Here is a 20,631-nt window from a genome sequence, read left to right on the forward strand (position 1 = left end):
ATGTCGAAATGTGGGAGCGGGCTTGTTCGCGAAGAGGCCATAAAAGGCGCTAGATCAATGTCTCTATACGCAAAGAGTTGGTCGACCCCGGTTGCCCGAACGGCACCCCCGCCGTGATCACCAACGTATCCCCACGCTCCGCCATCCCCTGTGCCTGGGCAATTTCCAGCGCCGTGGAACACACCTCATCCACCTGGCGCAGCCGGTCATTGACCACCGAATGCACCCCCCACGCCACGCTCAAACGCCGCGCCGTAGACAGGTTCGGCGTGAGGTTGAGGATCGGCGCCACCGGCCGTTCCCGCGCCGCGCGCAGGCTGGAGCTGCCTGACTCGCTGTAGTTCACCAGCACCGACACCGGCAGGATGCTGCTGATGCGGCGGATCGCGCAGCTGATGGCGTCCGACACAGTGGCATCGGCTTTCGGGCGGCTGACGTCGAGCTGGGCCTGGTAATCCGGGCCGTTTTCCACCTGGCGGATGATCTTGCTCATCATCTGCACGGCTTCCAACGGGTATTCGCCGGACGCGGTTTCCGCCGACAGCATCACCGCATCCGCGCCTTCCGCCACGGCATTGGCGACATCAGTGACTTCGGCACGGGTCGGTGCCGGGGAGAAGCGCATGGATTCAAGCATCTGTGTCGCCACCACCACGGGCTTACCCAACTGGCGGCACGTGCTGATGATGTCCTTCTGGATCTGCGGCACGCTCTCGGCGGGCACTTCCACGCCCAGGTCGCCTCTGGCCACCATGATCGCGTCGCTCAGTTCGGCGATTTCCTGCAAGCGCTGCACGGCCGAGGGCTTCTCGATCTTGGCCATCAAAAATGCCTTGTCGCCGATCAACTCGCGGGCCTCGCGGATATCTTCCGGACGCTGCACGAACGACAGCGCCACCCAGTCCACGCCCAGTTCCAGGCCGAAGCTCAGGTCACGCCGATCCTTGGCGGTCAATGGGCTGAGTTCCAACAAAGCTTGTGGGACGTTCACGCCTTTGCGATCAGATAATTCGCCGCCATTCAGCACGGTGGTGTCGATGGCGTCGGCATGCTTGGTGATGACCCGCAAACGCAGCTTGCCGTCGTCCAGCAGCAGGTCCATGCCGGGCTCCAGCGCCGCGATGATTTCCGGGTGGGGCAGGTTGACCCGACGCTGGTCGCCGGGCGTTTCGTCCAGGTCCAGGCGCAATGCCTGGCCGCGCACCAGTTGCACCTTGCCTTCTGCAAAGCGTCCGACGCGCAGCTTCGGCCCTTGCAGGTCCATGAGGATACCCAGCGGGTAATTCAGCTGGCGCTCGACTTGGCGAATCCACTGGTAGCGCTGCGCATGGTCGGTATGGTCGCCATGGCTGAAATTGAGCCGAAAGATGTTCACGCCGGCTTCCACCAGCTCGCGGATGTCATCGATACCGTCGGTGGCCGGGCCCAGGGTGGCGAGGATTTTGACCTTCTTGTCAGGCGTCATGTTTGGCAGTCTCAAGGATCAGGATGGCGCGGAAGTCGTTGACGTTGGTGCGCGTGGGCTCGGTGATGAGCAAACCGTCGAGGGCGGCGAAATAGCCGTAGCCGTTGTTGTCGTCCAGCTCGTCGCTGGCCGACAGCCCGAGGGCTTCGGCGCGCGAATAGCTGCATGGCGTCATAATGGCGCCGGCGTTGTCTTCCGAACCGTCGATGCCGTCGGTGTCACCGGCCAGGGCGTACACGCCGGGCAGGCCTTTGAGGCTGTCGGTGAGGCTCAACAGGAATTCCGCGTTGCGCCCGCCACGGCCATTGCCGCGCACGGTCACGGTGGTTTCGCCACCGGAAAGGATCACGCACGGCGCCGCCAGCGGCTGACCGTGTTGCACGATCTGCCGCGCGATGCCGGCGTGCACCTTGGCCACGTCCCGTGCTTCGCCTTCCAGGTCGCCGAGGATCAAGGGACTGAACCCGGCTTGGCGGACTTTTACCGCCACCGCTTCCAGGGATTGCTGGGGGCGGGCGATCAATTGAAAGTGGCTGCGGGAAAGTATCGGGTCGCCAGGCTTGACGGTTTCCGAGGCCGGGTTCTGCAACCAAGTGCGCACCGAGGCGGAGGCGTCGATGTTGTAGCGCTTGAGGATCGCCAGGGCCTGTTGCGAGGTACTCGGATCACCGACCGTGGGGCCGGAGGCAATCACTGTGGCCTGGTCGCCCGGCACATCGGAAATCGCATACGTGTAGACCGTGGCCGGCCAGGCCGCTTTCGCCAGTCGCCCGCCCTTGATCGCCGAGAGGTGCTTGCGCACGCAATTCATCTCGCCGATGGTCGCGCCGGATTTGAGCAGGGCTTTGTTGATGGTTTGCTTGTCGGCCAGGGTGATGCCCTCGGCGGGCAGCGCCAGCAGCGCAGAGCCACCGCCGGACAGCAGGAAGATCACGCGGTCGTCTTCTGTCAGGTTGCTGATCAGCGCCAGCACGCGCTGGGCCACGGCCAGGCCTGCGGCATCGGGCACCGGATGGGCGGCTTCGACCACTTCGATTTTCTTGCAGGGTGCGCCGTGCCCGTAGCGGGTGACGACCAGGCCGGTGACTTCGCCCTGCCAGACGTTTTCCACGACCAGCGCCATGGCGGCGGCCGCTTTGCCGGCGCCGATCACGATCACACGGCCGCTGCGGTTGGCGGGCAGGTAGGGTTCAAGGACTTGCCGGGGGTGGGCGGCGTCGATGGCTGTGGCAAACAGCTCGCGAAGCAGGTGTTGCGGATCGACCGACATAAGCGGGCTCCCGGGGGATTCTTGTTATTAGAGGTTCAGCAAATTCGAGCATTGGATGCGATCAAAAATATGGGAGCGAGCAAGCCCGCTCCCACATTCGACCGCATTTCAAAGGTAGGAGCGGCATGGATTACTTCTCGCGAATCGAGAAATTCGCCATATGCTCCAGGCCCTTGATCAGCGCCGAATGGTCCCAGTTGCCGCCGCCAATCGCGGTGCAAGTACTGAACACTTGCTGCGTACCGGCAGTGTTCGGCAGGTTGATCCCCAGTTCCTTGGCGCCGGCCAGCGCCAGGTTGAGGTCCTTCTGGTGCAGGTTGATGCGAAAGCCAGGATCGAAGGTGCCCTTGATCATGCGTTCGCCATGCACTTCGAGGATCTTCGACGAGGCAAAACCACCCATCAGCGCTTCACGCACCTTGGCCGGGTCGGCACCGTTCTTGGAGGCGAACAGCAACGCTTCCGCCACTGCCTGGATGTTCAGGGCGACGATGATCTGGTTAGCCACCTTGGCGGTCTGGCCGTCGCCATTACCGCCCACCAGGGTGATGTTCTTGCCCATGGCCTGGAACAGCGGCAGGACGCGTTCGAAGGTCTGCGGCTCGCCGCCGATCATGATGCTCAGGGTGCCGGCCTTGGCGCCGACTTCACCACCGGACACGGGCGCATCCAGATACTGCGCGCCGGTCTCGTTGATCTTGGCGGCAAATGCTTTGGTGGAAGTGGGAGAGATCGAACTCATGTCGATCACCACTTTGTTCGGCGACAGGCCGGCCGCGACGCCGTCTTTGCGGAACAGCACGTCGTCGACCTGCGGGGTGTCTGGGACCATCACAATGATGAACTCGGCTTCCTGCGCCACCTGCTGCGGACTGGCCAGAGCCACGGCGCCTGCGTCGATCAGGGCTTGCGGAGCCTTGCCGTGGTGTTCGGACAGGAACAGTTGGTGACCTGCTTTCTGCAGGTTGGCGGCCATGGGTTGACCCATGATGCCGGTGCCTATAAATCCGATTTTAGCCATGAAGCAATCCTCTTAGATGGCGTTGTGGGTCTTCAACCAACCCAAGCCCGCTTCGGTAGTGGTCAACGGCTTGTACTCACAGCCAACCCAACCCGTGTAGCCGATGCGGTCTAAATGTTCGAACAGGAAGCGGTAGTTGATTTCGCCGGTGCCCGGCTCGTTGCGCCCTGGGTTGTCCGCCAGCTGGATGTGGTTGATCTCACCCAGGTGCGCAGCCATGGTGCGGGCGAGGTCGCCTTCCATGATTTGCATGTGGTAGATGTCGTATTGCAGGAACAGGTTGTCGCTGCCCACCTGTTCGCGAATCGACAGGGCCTGCGCCGTGTTGTTCAGGTAAAAGCCTGGGATGTCGCGGGTGTTGATCGCTTCCATCACCAGCTTGATGCCTACCGCTTGCAGTTTTTCAGCGGCGTACTTGAGGTTGGCGACGAAGGTTTTTTCCAGGACCTCGTCGTCAACGCCTTGTGGCCGGATGCCTGCCAGGCAGTTGATCTGGGTGTTGCCCAGTACTTGCGCGTAGGCAATCGCCAGCTTGACCCCGGCACGGAATTCCTCGACCCGGTCCGGATGGCACGCCAGTCCGCGTTCGCCCTTGGCCCAGTCACCGGCCGGCAGGTTGAACAGCACCTGGGTCAGGCCGTGGGCGTCAAGTTGCGCCTTGATTTCGGCAGAGCTGAATTCATAAGGAAACAGGTACTCGACCCCTTCGAAGCCCGCATCGGCGGCCGCTTTGAAACGGGCAAGAAAGTCCTGTTCGGTAAACAGCATGGACAGGTTGGCGGCGAAACGCGGCATAGGGTTCTCCTTAATCGAGCAGGGCAATGGCAGTCGGCGCATCGTTGCCGACCAGTGCCAGATCTTCGAATTCGTTGAAGGCGTTGATCTCGGTGCCCATGGAAATGTTGGTCACGCGCTCCAGAATAATCTCAACAATCACCGGAACCTTGAATTCTTCGATCATTGCCTCGGCACGGCGCAGGGCCGGCGCGATCTGGCTTGGCTCGAACACACGCAGGGCCTTGCAACCCAGGCCTTCGGCGACGGCGACGTGGTCTACGCCGTAGCCGTTGAGTTCTGGCGCATTGAGGTTGTCGAAGGACAGCTGCACGCAGTAGTCCATTTCAAACCCGCGCTGGGCCTGGCGGATCAGGCCTAGGTAGGAGTTGTTCACCACCACATGGATGTACGGCAGTTTGAACTGCGCGCCCACCGCCAGTTCTTCGATCATGAACTGGAAGTCATAGTCGCCGGACAGCGCCACCACTTTGCGGCTCGGGTCGGCCTTGACCACGCCGAGGGCGGCGGGGATGGTCCAACCCAACGGGCCGGCCTGGCCGCAGTTGATCCAGTGGCGTGGCTTGTACACGTGCAGGAATTGCGCGCCGGCAATCTGCGACAGTCCGATGGTGCTGACGTAGCAGGTGTCTTTGCCGAACACCTGGTTCATTTCTTCATATACGCGCTGTGGCTTGACCGGCACGTTGTCGAAATGGGTCTTGCGGTGCAGGGTGGCTTTGCGTTGCTGGCACTCATTGAGCCAGGTGCTGCGGTCCTTCAACTTGCCGGCGGCTTTCCACTCGCGGGCCACTTCAATGAACATCGTCAGCGCCGAGCCGGCGTCGGAGACGATGCCCAGGTCCGGCGTGAACACGCGGCCGATCTGCGTCGGTTCGATGTCGACATGGATGAACTTGCGACCCTCGGTGTACACCTCGACCGAACCGGTGTGGCGGTTGGCCCAGCGGTTGCCGATGCCCAGCACCACGTCCGACTTCAACATCGTCGCGTTGCCATAACGATGGGAGGTCTGCAGGCCGACCATACCGACCATCTGTGGGTGATCGTCCGCAATAGTACCCCAGCCCATCAGGGTCGGAATCACCGGAATGCCGGTGAGTTCAGCGAACTCGACCAGCAGCTCGCTGGCGTCGGCATTGATCACGCCGCCACCGCTCACCAGCAGTGGGCGCTCGGCCTGGTCCAGCAAGGCCAGGGCTTTCTCGATCTGGATGCGGGTTGCCAATGGCTTGGCCAGGGGCAGCGGCTGGTAGGCGTCGATGTCGAATTCGATCTCGGCCATCTGCACGTCGAACGGCAGGTCGATCAGCACCGGGCCTGGGCGGCCGGAGCGCATTTCGTAGAAGGCTTTCTGGAAGGCGTAGGGCACCTGGCCCGGCTCCAGGACGGTGGTTGCCCACTTGGTCACCGGCTTGACGATGCTGGTGATGTCCACGGCCTGGAAGTCTTCCTTGTGCATCCGGGCGCGGGGGGCCTGCCCGGTAATGCACAGGATCGGGATCGAGTCGGCCGAGGCACTGTACAGGCCGGTGACCATGTCGGTGCCCGCTGGGCCCGAGGTGCCGATGCACACGCCGATATTGCCGGCCTTGGTGCGAGTGTAGCCCTCGGCCATATGGGAGGCGCCTTCAACGTGGCGAGCAAGGACGTGATCGATGCCACCCACTTTCTGCAAGGCCGAGTACAGCGGGTTGATCGCGGCGCCTGGGATACCGAAGGCGGTGTCTACGCCTTCACGGCGCATCACCAGGACTGCGGCTTCGATTGCTCTCATTTTGCTCATAATTTTGGTGCCTCTTGCGTTTTGTAATTGTATACAAGTGGTGTCTGGCCAAAGTGTATTCACGGCGGGCGGCGCAGGTCAATGCATTTTCTAATCTGGCCTTTGCGTTCGTCGGAAGCACTTTTTTCGACGTGTGGAGCCTTTGTGCGAAAATATTGTATACAAAATCAAAAATCATTGTGTTCTATTTGTTTGATCGAGCATCTGATCATTCAGACCTCCACGGCTTTCCCAATAACAAAAGAAGGACGGCACCATGAGCGCTTTAACCTTGAAACTCGCTACCCAGCTGGCCAGCCAGGCCCTCACCGCAGGACGCACTATTTCGGCGGCGCCGCTGACCATCGCCGTGCTCGACAGCGGCGGCCACTTGATCACCCTCCAACGCGAAGACGGCGCCAGCCTGCTGCGACCGCAGATCGCCATCGGCAAGGCCTGGGGCGCAATTGCCCTTGGCAAGGGCTCGCGTCTGTTGGCACTGGACGCACAGCAACGCCCGGCGTTTATCGCTGCGCTGAACAGCCTGGGGCAGGGCAGCGTGGTGCCTGCGCCGGGTGGGGTATTGATTCGAAATCCGGAAGGTGCGGTGCTGGGGGCGATCGGGATCAGCGGGGATACGTCGGACATTGATGAGCAGTGTGCGATCACGGCGATCGAGGGGGTGGGGTTGATGGCGGATGCGGGGGTGTCTGCCTAGTTTTTTGCTGATTTTTCTGGCCCCTTCGCGAGCAAGCCCGCTCCCACATTGGACCGCATTCTCATGCTGGAACTCGATCAAGTGTGGGAGCGGGCTTGCTCGCGAAGGGGGCAACTCGGTCTCGCCCCTACAACCAAACTGCATCCCACAGCGGATAGTCGCCAATCCGCTTCACCAGCCCCGCCCGCAGAGGATTGGCCACCACATACCGGGCCATCTTCACCAGATCATCTTCCTTGCGCAGCGCGCGGTCATGAAAGCTGGTTTGCCAAAGCCTGCCTCTGCGACCAGAAGCACCGTTCACGCTTCGGGTGCTTTTGGATTTTACCTGGCACATCAAATCGCCTAGTGAGCCTTTTTGTAGTCGACCAACCAGTGGAAATGGTCTGGCATCACTACCCAGGCCAAAGAGTTTGCCAGCCCTTGAGACTGAGCGAGTCTGAGTTGCCAGACCACTAATCGGCCTAGGTAAAAGTCACTGAATATCGGCGCACGTTCGTGAGTATTGGTGGTGATCAGATAGATGCGATTGGGTTCGCTGAACCGCCCTATACGCAGGCGGTGTGAGTTGGCTAGATCAGGCATTCCTTGGCCTCTCTTCAGATGGTGTCCTGAGAGGCTAGATCTCGATGGCTGATGCTGACTTGCTCGCGAATGGCACAGGCACCGCGGTGTATCAGTCCGGCTCACACCCCTTCAACACCAGCCGAATGATCGTCTGCGCCGCGGCCTCATAATCCGCTTCATCCAGCTTGGCCTTCCCGGTCACCGCCGAGATCTGCCAGTCAAAATCCGCATAGGTCTGTGTGGCCGCCCAGATGCTGAACATCAAGTGGTTGGGGTCAATCGCCGCGATCAGGCCGCGATCTACCCAGTCCTGGATACAGGCGATGTTGTGCTTGGCCTGGGCGTTCAGCTGTTCAACCTGATCCGCACTGAGGTGCGGGGCGCCGTGCATGATTTCGCTGGCAAAGACCTTGGAGGCAAATGGCAGGTCGCGGGAGATGCGGATTTTCGAGCGGATGTAGTTGCTCAGTACGACCAAGGGTTCGCCATCCGGATTGAACGGCGTGGAGGCCGCCAGGATCGGCTCGATAATGCTTTCGAGCACCTCGCGGTAGAGGTTGTCCTTGGACTTGAAGTAATAGTAGACGTTGGGCTTGGGCAGCCCTGCCTTGGCGGCGATGTCACTGGTTTTGGTCGCGGCGAAGCCCTTGTCGGCAAACTCCTCGCTCGCCGCCCGCAGGATTTTTTCTTTGTTGCGCTCGCGAATACTGCTCATAAACCAGAGGTTTCCTTGCCATGACAGGCGGTTGCGCATGGTAGCACCGGCCATCCGCGTGCCTCAACAATCTGCCCATAACGCCCTGCGCCGCGCTATGCTCGCTCGATCTCCCCCTTACGGATACTTGATTCATGGCAGGAAGCAGCTTGTTGGTGTTGATCGACGATATCGCCGCGGTACTCGATGACGTCGCCCTGATGACAAAAATGGCGGCCAAGAAGACCGCCGGTGTGCTGGGTGACGATCTTGCGCTCAATGCCCAGCAGGTCTCCGGTGTGCGCGCCGAGCGGGAAATCCCGGTGGTGTGGGCGGTGGCCAAGGGCTCGTTTATCAATAAGTTGATCCTGGTGCCTACCGCGCTGTTGATCAGCGCCTTCGCCCCGTGGGCAGTGACGCCACTGTTGATGCTGGGCGGTGCCTACCTGTGTTTCGAAGGATTCGAGAAACTCGCGCATAAGTTCCTGCGCAGTAAGACCGAGGACCAGGCCGAACACGCGCAATTGGTCGAAGCCGTGGCCGACCCGGCCACCGATCTGGTGGCCTTTGAAAAGGACAAGATCAAAGGCGCAATCCGCACCGACTTTATCCTCTCGGCGGAAATCATCGCCATCACCCTTGGCACCGTGGCCGACGCGCCGTTGATGCAGCAGGTGGTGGTGCTGTCGGGCATTGCGATCGTCATGACCGTGGGCGTGTACGGGCTGGTGGCGGGTATCGTCAAACTTGACGACCTGGGGCTGTGGTTGACCCAGAAGCCGGGCCAGATGGCACGCCGTATCGGCGGTGCAATTTTGCGCGCCGCGCCGTACATGATGAAAAGCCTGTCGGTGATCGGCACGGCGGCGATGTTCATGGTCGGCGGCGGGATTCTCACCCATGGCGTGCCGGTGGTGCATCATTGGATCGAGACGGTCAGCCAGAACACCGGGGGACTGGCGTGGTTGATGCCGACGTTGTTCAACGCGGTGGCTGGGATTATTGCCGGTGCGCTGGCGTTGACGCTGGTGTTGGCTGGCGGCAAGGTTTGGCGAGCGGTTAACCCTGGGTAATGATCATGCAAGGAATGCTTCTTGAATAAATTGGCCAACGCTTGCCGTGAATGAAGTGCGCGCGACCCTCTTTATGAGCGACCGAGCGCTTGAACGTTGTTAAGCGCTGGTCAATAGAGGAGGGCGGGTACGACTATCTTAAGGCAGAGCGCTATAGCCGTTTTTACTGAAGTTGTCTAATAGTCGCGCTTCGCTGCCCTCAATCGTATGCACGGTCCTGAATCCGGCACTACTAAAGTTTCTGATAGGGCTGAAGCCATCTATTCTATTGTTGTTAGAATCCGCAGCGGATGAGTTGTGTTGGTCGATATACTTAAGTACACGCTCTGCATTGGCTGCTATATCGGCCCTCTGCTGCGGTGGTAGGTTTGGATCGTTCCAATCACCCCCCACCTGCTGTTGAAAGCGTTTATACATGTCCGTCTTTTTATTTAAGTTTCCAAAAATCGGATTGTCCGTGATTTGCATGACTGAGCGATGATCTCCTGGAGCCCTTCCTTCATTGTGAGTTGGCTTCTCCAAGGGCGTTGGATGGGCCGATGAGGTTTCCGGTGGCGTGCTGAGCGCTGTTGCATGTCCAAATTGGGAAGCTCCATGGGACCACGGACTGTTTTGAAGAATAGTTGACATGTTTTTTCCTGTGTGGGTTTTAGTGCGCGTGAGTTATCGGATTCTTTCATAAGCTGATGTGGGCTTTTCTATATGTGTTGTAGGCAGCCAGAACAGTTCCAAGGTGATTTTGGCTACACAGCATCCAATTGTTTTTTTATATTTCTGTTTTAGCGCCCAAGGAATGCCAGACACAGCGCGGGGATCGCGCAGGGGACGGATTTACTTCTGACCTCCTCTCACTGGCGGTGCAAGCGCACATTTGCCACGCCCAAAAAAAAGCCGCCCTGACATTTCAGGGCGGCTTTGAAGGGCTTATTTGTTTACTCGGCAATCTGCAACTTACGCGACTCCGTATAGATATACCGCACCTTCTCATATTCGAATGGCGAGTTCATCTGACCATAGCGGAAGCTGGTCTGGTAGCGTTTGTCCACTGCGCGCAAGGCCCAGATTTCCGGGTGGTTGGAGCTGACCTCGGAGACGTTGAGGAAGTTGATCTGTGACTCGGCGCTGTAGTCCACCAGCAGGCCGGTGGTGTCGCGCAAGTTCGACGGACCAAAGATCGGCAGCACCAGATAGGCGCCGCCCGGTACACCGTAGAAGCCAAGGGTCTGGCCGAAGTCTTCGCTCTGGCGCGGCAGGCCCATGGCGGTGGCAGGGTCCCAGAGGCCGGCGATGCCAATGGTGGTGTTGACCAGCAGGCGGCCAGTGGTTTCCAGGGAGCGGTGGCCCTTGAGCTGTAGCAGGCTGTTCAACAAGTTGGGCACGTCGCCCAGGTTGTTGAAGAAGTTGCTCACGCCGGTGCGCAGGAAGCTCGGCGTGACGTAGCGATAACCGTCGACCACCGGCAGGAACACCCATTGGTCGAAGCGGTAGTTGAAGTGGTACACGCGACGGTTCCACGCTTCCAGCGGGTCGTACACATTGAGCGCGGTGAGTGTCGAACGCTCAAACTCGCGCTGGTCCAGGCCCGGGTTGAACTTGAGCTTGGTCAGTGGCTCTTTGAAGCCATCGGCGTCGACCTTGACCGGCTCGTGGGCCTTGCTGTTGTCGGCATTGGCCACGCCTGCGCACATCAAGGCAGCAAGCAGCAGAAGATATTTAGCCACGGAAGAACTCCAGCATGGCGTCGGCGTTGACGCGGTAATTGAGGTTGCCGCAATGGCCGCCCAGGGGGTAGACGGTCAAGCGATCGCCGAAGGTTTTACGCAGGAAGCCAAGGTCGCCCGGGCCGAGGATCACGTCGTCGGCGTTGTGCATGACGGCGATTTTCGGGCTGGTGTGCAGGTAATCCTTAAGGGCGTACAGGCTGACCTGGTCGACCAGTTGCAACAGGCTGCCGCCATCGGAGCGGGCGCGCCACATCGGGATCACTTGCTCGGTGAGGTAGCAATCGAAGTCGCACTGCAGCGCACGCTTGAGGAACGGCGTGAGGCTGGTGCTTTCAGTGATCGGGTATTTCGGCGGGATGATCAAGCCGCGCCGGTTGATCAGGTCCGAAGTAAAGGCAATGTCGGCCGCCGAGAAGCGGAACGAAGTGCCGATCAACATGGCCATCTGTTCGTTGGTCAGGTGCTGCTTGGATTGCTGGAAGTCGTAAAGCAGGGCGTCGTTCAGGTCGATGTAGCCCTTTTGCTGGAAATAGCGGGTCAGTTTGTTCAACACCAGCTCATAAAAAGTAGTGGTGTTGTTGATGCCCTTGACCTCGGTCTGCACCAGCTTGTCGAGGTTGGTGATCGAGGTGTAGAGGTTGACTGGCGGGTTCAGCAGCAAGACTTTCTTGAAGTTGAAACTGCGGCGGGTCTCGTCGAGCTTGCTGATGAACGCCGCATCCAAGGCGCCAAGGCTGTAGCCGGTGAGGTAGAAGTCGGTCACCGGCAGGGAGGCGTTCTGCGCGCGCACGGCTTGCATCACGCGGTACATGTCTTCGGCGTCTTCCTGGGTGATACCTGGGGTGGCGAAGCGCGAAGCGGCGCTGATAAAGTCGAAGCTGGTGGGCGACGACAGTTGCACCACGTGGTAGCCGGCCTGGTAATACAGTTTTTTCAGGTATTCGTTGATGCTGCTGTCGAAGCGCGCACCGGTACCCGCGATCAGGAAGATCAGCGGCGCGGCGCGATCCTGCTTGGCGATGCGGTAGGTGAGTTTCTTCACCGCCCAGAAGTTGTCCGGCAGGCTGAATTCGCGCTCGGGACGCATGTTCAGGGTGTAGTCGGACTGGTTGATCTCGTCATCGCTCGGCAATTTTGGCCGAAGGTCAGGCGGGGTGGTGGCGATGGTGGCTTCAAACGGGTTGGTCAAAGGGTAGCCATAGCTGGCTTGGTCAATATCGACGGCCAGTGCTGACGCACTCAGAAAAAGGCTGCCCAGTAAGGCAGCACAGCGCAAGGAACGGAGCATGACTTAATCCCTAGGAGGAAACGTGCTTGATGAAGGTCGCAGGCTATGACCACCGCCCAGTCGCCGAAGTGCCAGTACTCGGCACGAAAAGTCGGAAAATAACGCCGGAATCGGGGTAATAGTAGCGAGAAGATACACTTTGCCACGCTTCGGTGAACACTAATTGTGTATATGCGTCTTGCTAACGGCCGCCGGAGCATTAAGCTGAGCGCCGTTTTTGCCTATCGGAGTACCCCATGACCCGTCGTTTGCCACTGATTTTGTTGCTTATTGCACTGCCGCTGTGGCTGGCCGCCAGTTACGCTGCGCGCTACGGCTTTATGGAAGATGGTCGGTGGGTAGGCATCTGCGCGGATGAGGCCAGCCGCTGGGAATGCCAGCTGCGTTCGAACCTGGGCTTGATGATTCACTTCAAGGTGCTGGGCTGGGCGGCATTGATTACCTCGGTACTGGCGTTTTTCGTACCGGGTCGGGTGGGGTGGGGGTTGGCGGTGCTGGGGATGGTATTCGGTCTGCCAGCGCTGGCGTTGTACAACACCACGTTTGCGGTGTTTGCGGTGGTGGTCGCGGGGTTGCGGTTGGTCAGGAAGCCTCGCATGGCCTGATAGGGTCCCTTCGCGAGCAGGCCCGCTCCCACATTGAATTGTGAACACTGTCAAAATGTGGGAGCGGGCCTGCTCGCGAAAGCGGTTTTAAGTCCTGCGCACCCGCAAGCAACGCCACAAAGCCACGACCATGAGCAGGCTAGCCATCGCCCAACCCCACGCCTGCTGGTTCAACAACCCTTCACGGTACAATTGTGGCGCAATGCCCGCACCGATGATAAACGCCAACAGCGCAATCTCCCGACGCGGTCCGGTCACCGGACGTATCAGATAAACCAGGGCCGGCAATACCAGCGCCGCACTCGGGAAGCTGCGGTAACGCGGATCAAACACCAACGCCAGCATCATCACCGCACCCGCAAATCCGGTAATCGCCACCAGCCAGCCTGCGCGCCGCTCCAGCCAGTTGAACGCCCGCTCACGCCAACCTTCCTGTGCACTCAAGGCCAAGGCCGCATGAGCCAGCACCAGCAGGTTCAACACCAACAGCAACCCAGCCCACACCCATTCATCATTGAAACGCGCAGTCACGCGCGTCAGCTCGGCCCAGGTGCCGATGGAGCAAGCCGCCAACGCGCCCAACAGCGGAAGGGTAATGGCGGCACGGGTGCTGCGTACACGACCACCCAGCACCAGAGTGCCCAGCAGGATAATCCCGCCGACGCCCAGCCACAGCGGCCAGTACGGCACGTTGCTCACTGGCCCGGCGAGGATGCTCTTGTCCTGGCGATCGGCATCAAAAAGGCCCCAGTAGCCGCCCACGGCGCCTTCGCTGGCGCGTTTCCAGGGTTGGTCAAACGCTTCGATCAGGTTGTAGTGCCAGCCATTGGCCTCGGCCATAGCCACAAAACCACGCATGAACTTCGCTTCGTTGACCCTGCTTGGTACAGCGGTTTCACGTTGGCGACCTTCGCTGGGCCAACCGGTTTCGCCTATAAGGATGTCCTTGGGGGCAAACTTGTTGCCAAAAGTCTGGCGCACATCGCCCACATGCTTGAGGGCCTGGTCAATGCCCGACGGATCATCTTCCCAGTACGGCAGCAAGTGGATGGTGAGGAAATCCACCGCCGGAGCGATTTCCGGGTGTTGCAGCCAGAACTCCCACACATCTGCATAGGTCACCGGCTGCTTGATCCGGCTTTTGACGGTCTGGATCAGCTTCACCAGTTGTGCGGCGGTGACTTCTTTACGCAGCAGCGCTTCGTTGCCGACGATCACCGAGGTCACTACGTCAGGGTTGGCGTTTGCTGCAGTGATCAATGTTTCGATTTCTTTCTCGGTCGCCACCGCGTCACTGCTGACCCACGCGCCGGCCATCACCTTCAGCCCATGTTTGCGTGCCATGCTTGGCAATGCTTCCAGGCCAACCATGGTGTAGGTGCGCACGCACTCAAAGCGGGTGGCCAGCAGGGCCAGGTCGGTGTCCATGCGTTCCGGGCGCAGTGTGAATGGCTGGTCAAACGGAGATTGGTCTTTATCGAACGGCGTGTAGGACGCGCACTGCATCTTGTGCGTGGCACTGGCGACATCGGGCAGCACTACGGGGCGGCCGAGGCCATACCAGTAGCCGATCAGGGCCAGCAGGCCGAGGAGCAAGGCGCAGAAATAGGGCAGGGCAGGGAAGCGGGCAGTCGCAGGCATGGTCGGCTTATCTGGAGAGCAAAGGCGCGCATCTTACCCGGATTTGGCCTGTCCCAGTGGGGCAGCATAATTTTGACATGCAAAGTTCGGGCGGGATTTTGACGTCAAGTCCTACAAAGCTTCCTACTGGCTATGTGATGTCGTTTCTTGCTTGCATGAGGTCGCTGACAGAGCAGGTCGAAGGTCCCGGCAGGTTGATGATCCAAGTGTCAGCACTCCACTGATGTCACTGCAACCGGATCGATGCGCGTGAAGGGGGCGCGGTGCACCACATAACAACAGGTTGACGTCGCTCGGCATCCGCCGGGCGCAGCACTTTCGGGGAAGTACTATGAAGATGCGACGACTCTTGGGCGCAGCTGCCACTCTGGTAGTTGCGATGAGCTCCACACTGGCCAGCGCCGACAGCAAGACCCTGAGCATCGGCTATGTGGATGGCTGGTCCGACAGCGTGGCCACCACCCACGTGGCGGCAGAAGTGATCAAGGCCAAGCTCGGTTATGACGTGAAACTGCAAGCCGTCGCCACCGGGATCATGTGGCAGGGCGTGGCCACCGGCAAGCTCGACGCCATGCTCTCTGCCTGGCTGCCGGTCACCCACGGAGAGTACTGGGCCAAGAACAAGGACAAGGTGGTCGACTACGGTCCCAACTTCAAGGATGCGAAGATCGGTCTGATCGTGCCGGAGTACGTCAAGGCCAAGTCCATCGAAGACCTCAAGACCGACACCACCTTCAAGAACAAGATCGTCGGCATCGACGCCGGTTCAGGCGTGATGCTCAAGACCGACGCGGCCATCAAACAGTACGGCCTCGATTACAAACTGCAAGCCAGTTCGGGCGCGGCAATGATCGCCGAGTTGACCCGTGCCGAAGACAAACAGGAATCCATTGCGGTCACCGGTTGGGTGCCACACTGGATGTTCGCCAAGTGGAAACTGCGTTTCCTGGACGATCCAAAAGGGATTTATGGTGCTGCTGAAACCGTCAACAGCATCGGCAGCAAGGGCCTGGAGAAGAAAGCGCCGGAAGTTGCGGCCTTCCTGAAGAAATTCCAGTGGGCCTCCAAGGACGAAATCGGCGAAGTCATGCTGGCGATTCAAGAGGGCGCCAAGCCTGATGCCGCCGCCAAGGATTGGGTCGCCAAGCACCCTGAGCGCGTCGCCGAGTGGACCGGTAAGTAACCAGCACCGGTAGAAAATACGCCGCAGACCTAATGTGGGAGCGGGCTTGCTCGCGAAAGCAGTGTGTCAGTCAATGCATAAGTTGACTGAACCACCGCTTTCGCGAGCAAGCCCACTCCCACATTTTTTGTCTGTATTCAAGCTGGTGTTTATTTGTTGGCTGCAAAACTTGCGAAGTTGCTATCTCCTTCTACTACTAAGGTCGTCTGGAACCTCTACGTCAGCCGCATACAGTGGATACGTTCCAAAATAATAAAAAAGCTGTGCTGCGAGGATAAAAACAATGAACGACAGCATTTACCTCTCGATTCAAAACAGCCCGCGTTTCAAGGAGCTGGTGAGAAAAAGGGAAAGGTTCGCCTGGATTCTCTCGGCGATCATGCTAGGGCTTTACTCCGCTTTCATCCTGTTGATCGCCTACGGGCCACAAGTGCTGGGCGCCAAGCTCAGCCCCGGTTCGTCGATTACCTGGGGCATTCCCCTGGGCGTCGGGTTGATTGTGTCCGCCTTCATCCTGACCGGCATCTACGTGCGCCGGGCCAATGGCGAGTTTGACGACCTGAACAATGCGATTCTCAAGGAGGCTGCGCAATGATCCGGCGTCTACTGGCAATATTCGGCGCTTCGCTCTTTGCTCCAGCCGTTTGGGCGGCGGATGCATTGACCGGTGAAGTGCACAAGCAACCCCTGAACGTTTCGGCCATCGTGATGTTCGTCGCGTTTGTCGGCGCCACCCTGTGCATCACCTACTGGGCCTCCAAGCGCAACAAGTCGGCGGCCGACTACTATGCGGCCGGCGGCAAGATCACCGGTTTCCAGAACGGCCTGGCGATTGCCGGTGACTACATGTCGGCGGCGTCCTTCCTGGGGATTTCCGCGCTGGTCTACACCTCCGGTTATGACGGCCTGATCTACTCGATCGGCTTCCTGGTGGGCTGGCCGATCATTCTGTTCCTGATCGCCGAGCGCCTGCGTAACCTGGGCAAGTACACCTTTGCCGACGTGGCGTCCTATCGCCTGGGCCAGACCCAGATCCGCAGCCTGTCGGCATGTGGTTCGCTGGTGGTGGTGGCGTTCTACCTTATTGCGCAGATGGTCGGCGCCGGCAAGCTGATTCAGTTGCTGTTCGGCCTGGACTACCATGTAGCGGTGATCCTGGTAGGTATCCTGATGGTGCTTTATGTGCTGTTCGGCGGCATGCTGGCGACCACCTGGGTACAGATCATCAAGGCCGTGCTGCTGCTGTCCGGTGCCTCGTTCATGGCGCTGATGGTGATGAAGCACGTCAACTTCGACTTTAATGCCCTGTTCTCCGAGGCGATCAAGGTTCACCCTAAAGGTGAAGCGATCATGAGCCCCGGCGGCTTGGTGAAAGACCCGATTTCAGCATTCTCCCTCGGTCTTGCGTTGATGTTCGGTACCGCTGGCCTGCCACACATCCTGATGCGCTTCTTCACCGTCAGCGACGCGAAAGAAGCGCGCAAGAGCGTGTTCTACGCCACTGGTTTCATCGGTTACTTCTATATCCTGACCTTCATCATCGGCTTCGGCGCGATCCTGCTGGTCAGCACCAACCCGGCATTCAAGGATGCAGCAGGCGCCTTGCTGGGCGGCAATAACATGGCCGCGGTGCACCTGGCCAATGCGGTGGGTGGCAGTATCTTCCTGGGCTTTATTTCGGCCGTGGCCTTCGCCACCATCCTCGCGGTGGTTGCCGGCTTGACCCTGGCCGGCGCTTCGGCGGTGTCCCATGACCTGTACGCCAGCGTGATCAAGAAAGGCAAGGCCAACGACAAGGATGAAATTCGTGTATCGAAGATCACCACCGTTGCCTTGGGCGTCCTGGCTATCGGCCTGGGTATCCTGTTCGAAAGCCAGAACATTGCGTTCATGGTCGGCCTGGCGTTCTCCATTGCTGCCAGCTGTAACTTCCCGGTGCTGCTGCTTTCCATGTACTGGAAAAACCTCACCACCCGGGGCGCGATGATTGGTGGCTGGCTGGGTCTGGTCAGTGCTGTTGGTTTGATGGTGCTGGGCCCGACCATCTGGGTATCGATCCTGCACCATGAAAAAGCCATCTTCCCTTATGAGTATCCGGCGCTGTTCTCGATGATTATTGCGTTCGTCGGCATCTGGTTCTTCTCCATCACCGACAAGTCGGCGGCAGCAGAGAAAGAGCGTGCGCTGTACTTCCCGCAGTTTGTGCGTTCGCAGACTGGCCTGGGGTCGAGTGGGGCAGTGAATCATTGAGGTAGTTGCAAGCGTTAAGCTACAAGCTACAAGTTAGAAACAGTGCTGTGTAGAGAGATACCCCTGTAGAGATGCAGGGGTATTTTTTTGCTTGTGGCTTATAGCTGGAAGCTTGCAACTCACTAAATCCCAGCCAAAAAAAACGGCCTCATCAAGAGGCCGTTTTTTCTGGCTGGGATTTAGTGCCGATCTTCCAGCTGGGTGATGTCACGCGACTCGTAGCCGGTGTACAGCTGGCGCGGACGGCCAATCTTGTACGGGCTGGAGAGCATTTCTTTCCAGTGGGAGATCCAGCCAACGGTCCGCGCCAGGGCGAAGATCACGGTGAACATGCTGGTTGGAATGCCGATCGCCTTGAGGATGATCCCCGAGTAGAAGTCGACGTTCGGGTACAGCGAGCGTTCGATGAAGTAGGGGTCGGTCAGGGCGATCTCTTCCAGGCGCATGGCCAGTTCGAGTTGCGGATCGTTCTTGATGCCCAATTCCTTCAACACTTCGTCGCAGGTCTGCTTCATGACGGTGGCGCGCGGGTCGCGGTTCTTGTAGACCCGATGACCGAAGCCCATCAACTTGAACGGATCGTTCTTGTCCTTGGCCTTGGCGATGAACTTGTCGATGTTGGAGACATCGCCGATTTCATCGAGCATGGTCAATACGGCTTCGTTCGCACCGCCGTGAGCGGGGCCCCACAGTGCGGCGATACCGGCGGCGATACAGGCGAACGGGTTGGCACCCGAAGAGCCTGCCAGGCGCACGGTGGAGGTGGAGGCGTTCTGTTCGTGGTCGGCATGGAGGATGAAGATCCGATCCATGGCCTTGGCGAGCACCGGGCTGATCGGTTTGATCTCGCACGGCGTGTTGAACATCATGTGCAGGAAGTTTTCCGCGTACGTCAGGTCGTTGCGCGGGTACATCATGGGTTGGCCCATGGAGTACTTGTAAACCATCGCGGCCAGGGTCGGCATCTTGGCAACCAGGCGGATCGCGGAAATTTCACGATGCTGCGGGTTATTGATGTCGAGGGAGTCGTGATAGAAGGCCGACAGGGCGCCGACCACGCCGCACATGACGGCCATCGGGTGGGCGTCGCGACGGAAGCCGTTGAAGAAGGTCTTCAACTGCTCATGAACCATGGTGTGGTTCTTAACGGTGCTGACGAACTGGGCTTTCTGCTCGGCTGTTGGCAATTCGCCATTTAGCAGCAGGTAGCAGGTTTCCAGGTAATCCGATTTCTCGGCCAGTTGTTCGATCGGGTAGCCGCGATGCAGCAAAATCCCATTATCACCATCGATATAGGTGATCTGCGACTCGCAAGAGGCGGTCGACATGAAGCCTGGATCGAATGTGAAACGGCCCGTGGCCGTCAGGCCCCGTACGTCGATAACATCGGGACCAACGGTGCCGGTTAAAATGGGCAGCTCGACGGGGGCTGCGCCCTCGATGATCAACTGCGCTTTTTTGTCAGCCATGTGGCCTCCTATTTATGCTTCAAATCATCAGACAGACCCCCCACGCAGGGCCCGCACCACTATATTGATATAAATCCAGATGTCAATTTGCCTAAAGTCTTGCGCCAGAAGGCTTTAACCGTACTTTTTCCTCGAAATTGCCTGCCATTTACGCCTTTTATCCCGTCAGCGCAATCCGCTATTAGGGTGAGGAGCGCGCGTTGTCATTAGTAACCTAACTGTCTATACTCGGCCACCGACCGCCAAGGGCTTTTGGGCTTGCTTTCATTGGGGGTCGCACTCCCTGGGTGGTGCTTACCTGACCAGTGCACTCCCCGACAACTTTGCCCTGATTGTTAGGGGCTCTTAAGTGTGAAAAAAGCCGTGAATAGCCAACGACCTGTAAACCTAGACCTAAGGACCATCAAACTCCCCATCACCGGCGTTACGTCGTTCCTGCACCGTGTTTCCGGCATCATCCTGTTCCTGGGCTTGGGCATCATGCTTTATGCATTGAGCAAATCCCTGGGTTCCGAGGAAGGATACGCCGAGGTGAAGGCATGCTTGACCAGCCCGCTGGCCAAGTTCGTAGCATGGGGCCTCCTGTCCGCTCTGCTGTATCACCTGGTAGCCGGTGTGCGCCACTTGATCATGGATGCGGGTATCGGTGAGACGCTGGAAGGCGGCCGCCTGGGCTCGAAACTCATCATCGCCATTTCCGTGGTGCTGATCGTTCTGGCAGGAGTTTGGATATGGTAACCAGCGTTACGAACCTTTCGCGTTCGGGCCTCTATGACTGGATGGCGCAGCGTGTGTCTGCGGTCGTTCTCGCGGCTTATTTCATTTTCCTGATCGGATACCTCGTCGCAAACCCGGGCATCGGCTATGAGCAATGGCACGGCCTGTTTTCCCACAATGCGATGCGAATCTTCAGTCTGCTGGCCCTTGTTGCCCTGGGCGCACACGCCTGGGTTGGCATGTGGACCATCGCGACCGACTACCTGACGCCGATGGCGCTGGGCAAGTCCGCGACAGCAGTCCGTTTCCTCTTCCAGGCAGTCTGCGGCGTCGCGATGTTCGCTTACTTCGTCTGGGGTGTGCAGATTCTTTGGGGTATCTGATTC

Annotated in this window: 19 protein-coding genes and 1 pseudogene; 8 read left to right on the top strand and 12 right to left on the bottom strand. The window is 59.1% G+C overall.

Features of this window, described 5'->3' with window-relative positions; translation table 11 throughout:
- Nucleotides 1-49: 49 nt before the first annotated feature.
- The 5 genes from pyk to gcl all read right to left on the bottom strand — a co-directional run bounded on the left by pyk (nt 50) and on the right by gcl (nt 6,337).
- Nucleotides 50-1,465: a pyruvate kinase gene (gene pyk, locus LVW35_RS08625; protein WP_233894820.1), complete on the bottom strand. Its 1,416-nt coding sequence runs from the start codon at nt 1,463-1,465 to the stop codon at nt 50-52.
- Nucleotides 1,455-2,735 carry a glycerate kinase type-2 family protein gene (locus tag LVW35_RS08630; protein ID WP_233894822.1) on the bottom strand — a complete coding sequence of 427 codons (1,281 nt, stop codon included), beginning with the start codon at nt 2,733-2,735 and terminating at the stop codon, nt 1,455-1,457. Before LVW35_RS08630 ends, pyk begins: the two co-directional genes overlap by 11 nt.
- A gap of 130 nt (nt 2,736-2,865) precedes the next feature.
- On the bottom strand, nt 2,866-3,756 hold the full coding sequence (locus LVW35_RS08635) for a 2-hydroxy-3-oxopropionate reductase (RefSeq protein ID WP_233894823.1): 891 nt from the start codon (nt 3,754-3,756) through the stop codon (nt 2,866-2,868).
- A gap of 12 nt (nt 3,757-3,768) precedes the next feature.
- On the bottom strand, nt 3,769-4,551 hold the full coding sequence (gene hyi, locus LVW35_RS08640; RefSeq protein ID WP_233894824.1) for a hydroxypyruvate isomerase: 783 nt from the start codon (nt 4,549-4,551) through the stop codon (nt 3,769-3,771).
- Nucleotides 4,552-4,561: 10 nt separating this feature from the next.
- Nucleotides 4,562-6,337, bottom strand: a complete 1,776-nt coding sequence (gene gcl / locus LVW35_RS08645) for a glyoxylate carboligase (protein WP_233894826.1) — start codon at nt 6,335-6,337, stop codon at nt 4,562-4,564.
- A 256-nt stretch (nt 6,338-6,593) separates the two neighbouring features.
- Here gcl and LVW35_RS08650 point away from each other — a divergent pair, with 256 nt between their 5' ends.
- Nucleotides 6,594-7,034, top strand: a complete 441-nt coding sequence (locus LVW35_RS08650; protein ID WP_078047618.1) for a GlcG/HbpS family heme-binding protein — start codon at nt 6,594-6,596, stop codon at nt 7,032-7,034.
- A 127-nt stretch (nt 7,035-7,161) separates the two neighbouring features.
- Here the strand turns inward: LVW35_RS08650 and LVW35_RS08655 are convergent.
- Nucleotides 7,162-7,619 (bottom strand): annotated as a pseudogene (locus LVW35_RS08655) (REP-associated tyrosine transposase).
- Nucleotides 7,620-7,710: 91 nt separating this feature from the next.
- Nucleotides 7,711-8,316 carry a TetR/AcrR family transcriptional regulator gene (locus tag LVW35_RS08660; protein ID WP_233894828.1) on the bottom strand — a complete coding sequence of 202 codons (606 nt, stop codon included), beginning with the start codon at nt 8,314-8,316 and terminating at the stop codon, nt 7,711-7,713.
- 134 nt (nt 8,317-8,450) lie between these two features.
- On the opposite strand from LVW35_RS08660, the gene LVW35_RS08665 reads away from it, so the two are divergent.
- Nucleotides 8,451-9,368 carry a DUF808 domain-containing protein gene (locus LVW35_RS08665; protein ID WP_233894830.1) on the top strand — a complete coding sequence of 306 codons (918 nt, stop codon included), beginning with the start codon at nt 8,451-8,453 and terminating at the stop codon, nt 9,366-9,368.
- A gap of 138 nt (nt 9,369-9,506) precedes the next feature.
- Here the strand turns inward: LVW35_RS08665 and LVW35_RS08670 are convergent, their stop codons facing one another.
- The 3 genes from LVW35_RS08670 to LVW35_RS08680 form a co-directional block, all read right to left on the bottom strand.
- Nucleotides 9,507-9,998 (bottom strand): hypothetical protein, encoded by a 492-nt coding sequence (locus LVW35_RS08670; protein WP_233894832.1) that lies wholly within the window; start codon nt 9,996-9,998, stop codon nt 9,507-9,509.
- Between the two features lie 302 nt (nt 9,999-10,300).
- A complete protein-coding gene (locus LVW35_RS08675) occupies nt 10,301-11,089 on the bottom strand; it encodes an MlaA family lipoprotein (RefSeq protein ID WP_233894834.1) in 789 nt (262 codons plus the stop codon).
- Nucleotides 11,082-12,380, bottom strand: a complete 1,299-nt coding sequence (locus LVW35_RS08680; protein ID WP_233894836.1) for a serine/threonine protein kinase — start codon at nt 12,378-12,380, stop codon at nt 11,082-11,084. Before LVW35_RS08680 ends, LVW35_RS08675 begins: the two co-directional genes overlap by 8 nt.
- 236 nt (nt 12,381-12,616) lie before the next feature.
- On the opposite strand from LVW35_RS08680, the gene LVW35_RS08685 reads away from it, so the two are divergent.
- On the top strand, nt 12,617-12,985 hold the full coding sequence (locus LVW35_RS08685; RefSeq protein WP_233894838.1) for a hypothetical protein: 369 nt from the start codon (nt 12,617-12,619) through the stop codon (nt 12,983-12,985).
- 87 nt (nt 12,986-13,072) lie between these two features.
- On the opposite strand, the gene LVW35_RS08690 is transcribed toward LVW35_RS08685, so the two are convergent.
- On the bottom strand, nt 13,073-14,626 hold the full coding sequence (locus tag LVW35_RS08690; protein WP_233894840.1) for a glycoside hydrolase family 17 protein: 1,554 nt from the start codon (nt 14,624-14,626) through the stop codon (nt 13,073-13,075).
- Nucleotides 14,627-14,957: 331 nt separating this feature from the next.
- On the opposite strand from LVW35_RS08690, the gene LVW35_RS08695 reads away from it, so the two are divergent.
- The 3 genes from LVW35_RS08695 (at nt 14,958) to LVW35_RS08705 (ending at nt 18,059) form a co-directional block, all read left to right on the top strand.
- The gene (locus tag LVW35_RS08695) at nt 14,958-15,809 is read left to right on the top strand and encodes a glycine betaine ABC transporter substrate-binding protein (protein WP_233894842.1); all 852 of its coding nucleotides are present in this window, start codon (nt 14,958-14,960) and stop codon (nt 15,807-15,809) included.
- A 283-nt stretch (nt 15,810-16,092) separates the two neighbouring features.
- The gene (locus LVW35_RS08700; protein WP_016972153.1) at nt 16,093-16,404 is read left to right on the top strand and encodes a DUF485 domain-containing protein; all 312 of its coding nucleotides are present in this window, start codon (nt 16,093-16,095) and stop codon (nt 16,402-16,404) included.
- Nucleotides 16,401-18,059, top strand: a complete 1,659-nt coding sequence (locus LVW35_RS08705) for a cation acetate symporter (RefSeq protein ID WP_233894844.1) — start codon at nt 16,401-16,403, stop codon at nt 18,057-18,059. Before LVW35_RS08700 ends, LVW35_RS08705 begins: the two co-directional genes overlap by 4 nt.
- 179 nt (nt 18,060-18,238) lie before the next feature.
- Here LVW35_RS08705 and gltA read toward each other — a convergent pair whose 3' ends face one another.
- Nucleotides 18,239-19,528 (bottom strand): citrate synthase, encoded by a 1,290-nt coding sequence (gltA, locus tag LVW35_RS08710; RefSeq protein ID WP_233894845.1) that lies wholly within the window; start codon nt 19,526-19,528, stop codon nt 18,239-18,241.
- 351 nt (nt 19,529-19,879) lie between these two features.
- Here gltA and sdhC point away from each other — a divergent pair, with 351 nt between their 5' ends.
- Together sdhC and sdhD are read left to right on the top strand one after the other, a co-directional pair.
- Complete coding sequence (gene sdhC, locus LVW35_RS08715; protein WP_233894847.1) at nt 19,880-20,266, top strand: succinate dehydrogenase, cytochrome b556 subunit; 387 nt, start codon at nt 19,880-19,882, stop codon at nt 20,264-20,266.
- Complete coding sequence (sdhD, locus tag LVW35_RS08720) at nt 20,260-20,628, top strand: succinate dehydrogenase, hydrophobic membrane anchor protein (RefSeq protein ID WP_003172805.1); 369 nt, start codon at nt 20,260-20,262, stop codon at nt 20,626-20,628. Before sdhC ends, sdhD begins: the two co-directional genes overlap by 7 nt.
- Nucleotides 20,629-20,631 lie beyond the last annotated feature (3 nt).

The sequence above is a fragment of the Pseudomonas sp. HN11 genome, assembly GCF_021390155.1.
GTDB lineage: Bacteria > Pseudomonadota > Gammaproteobacteria > Pseudomonadales > Pseudomonadaceae > Aquipseudomonas.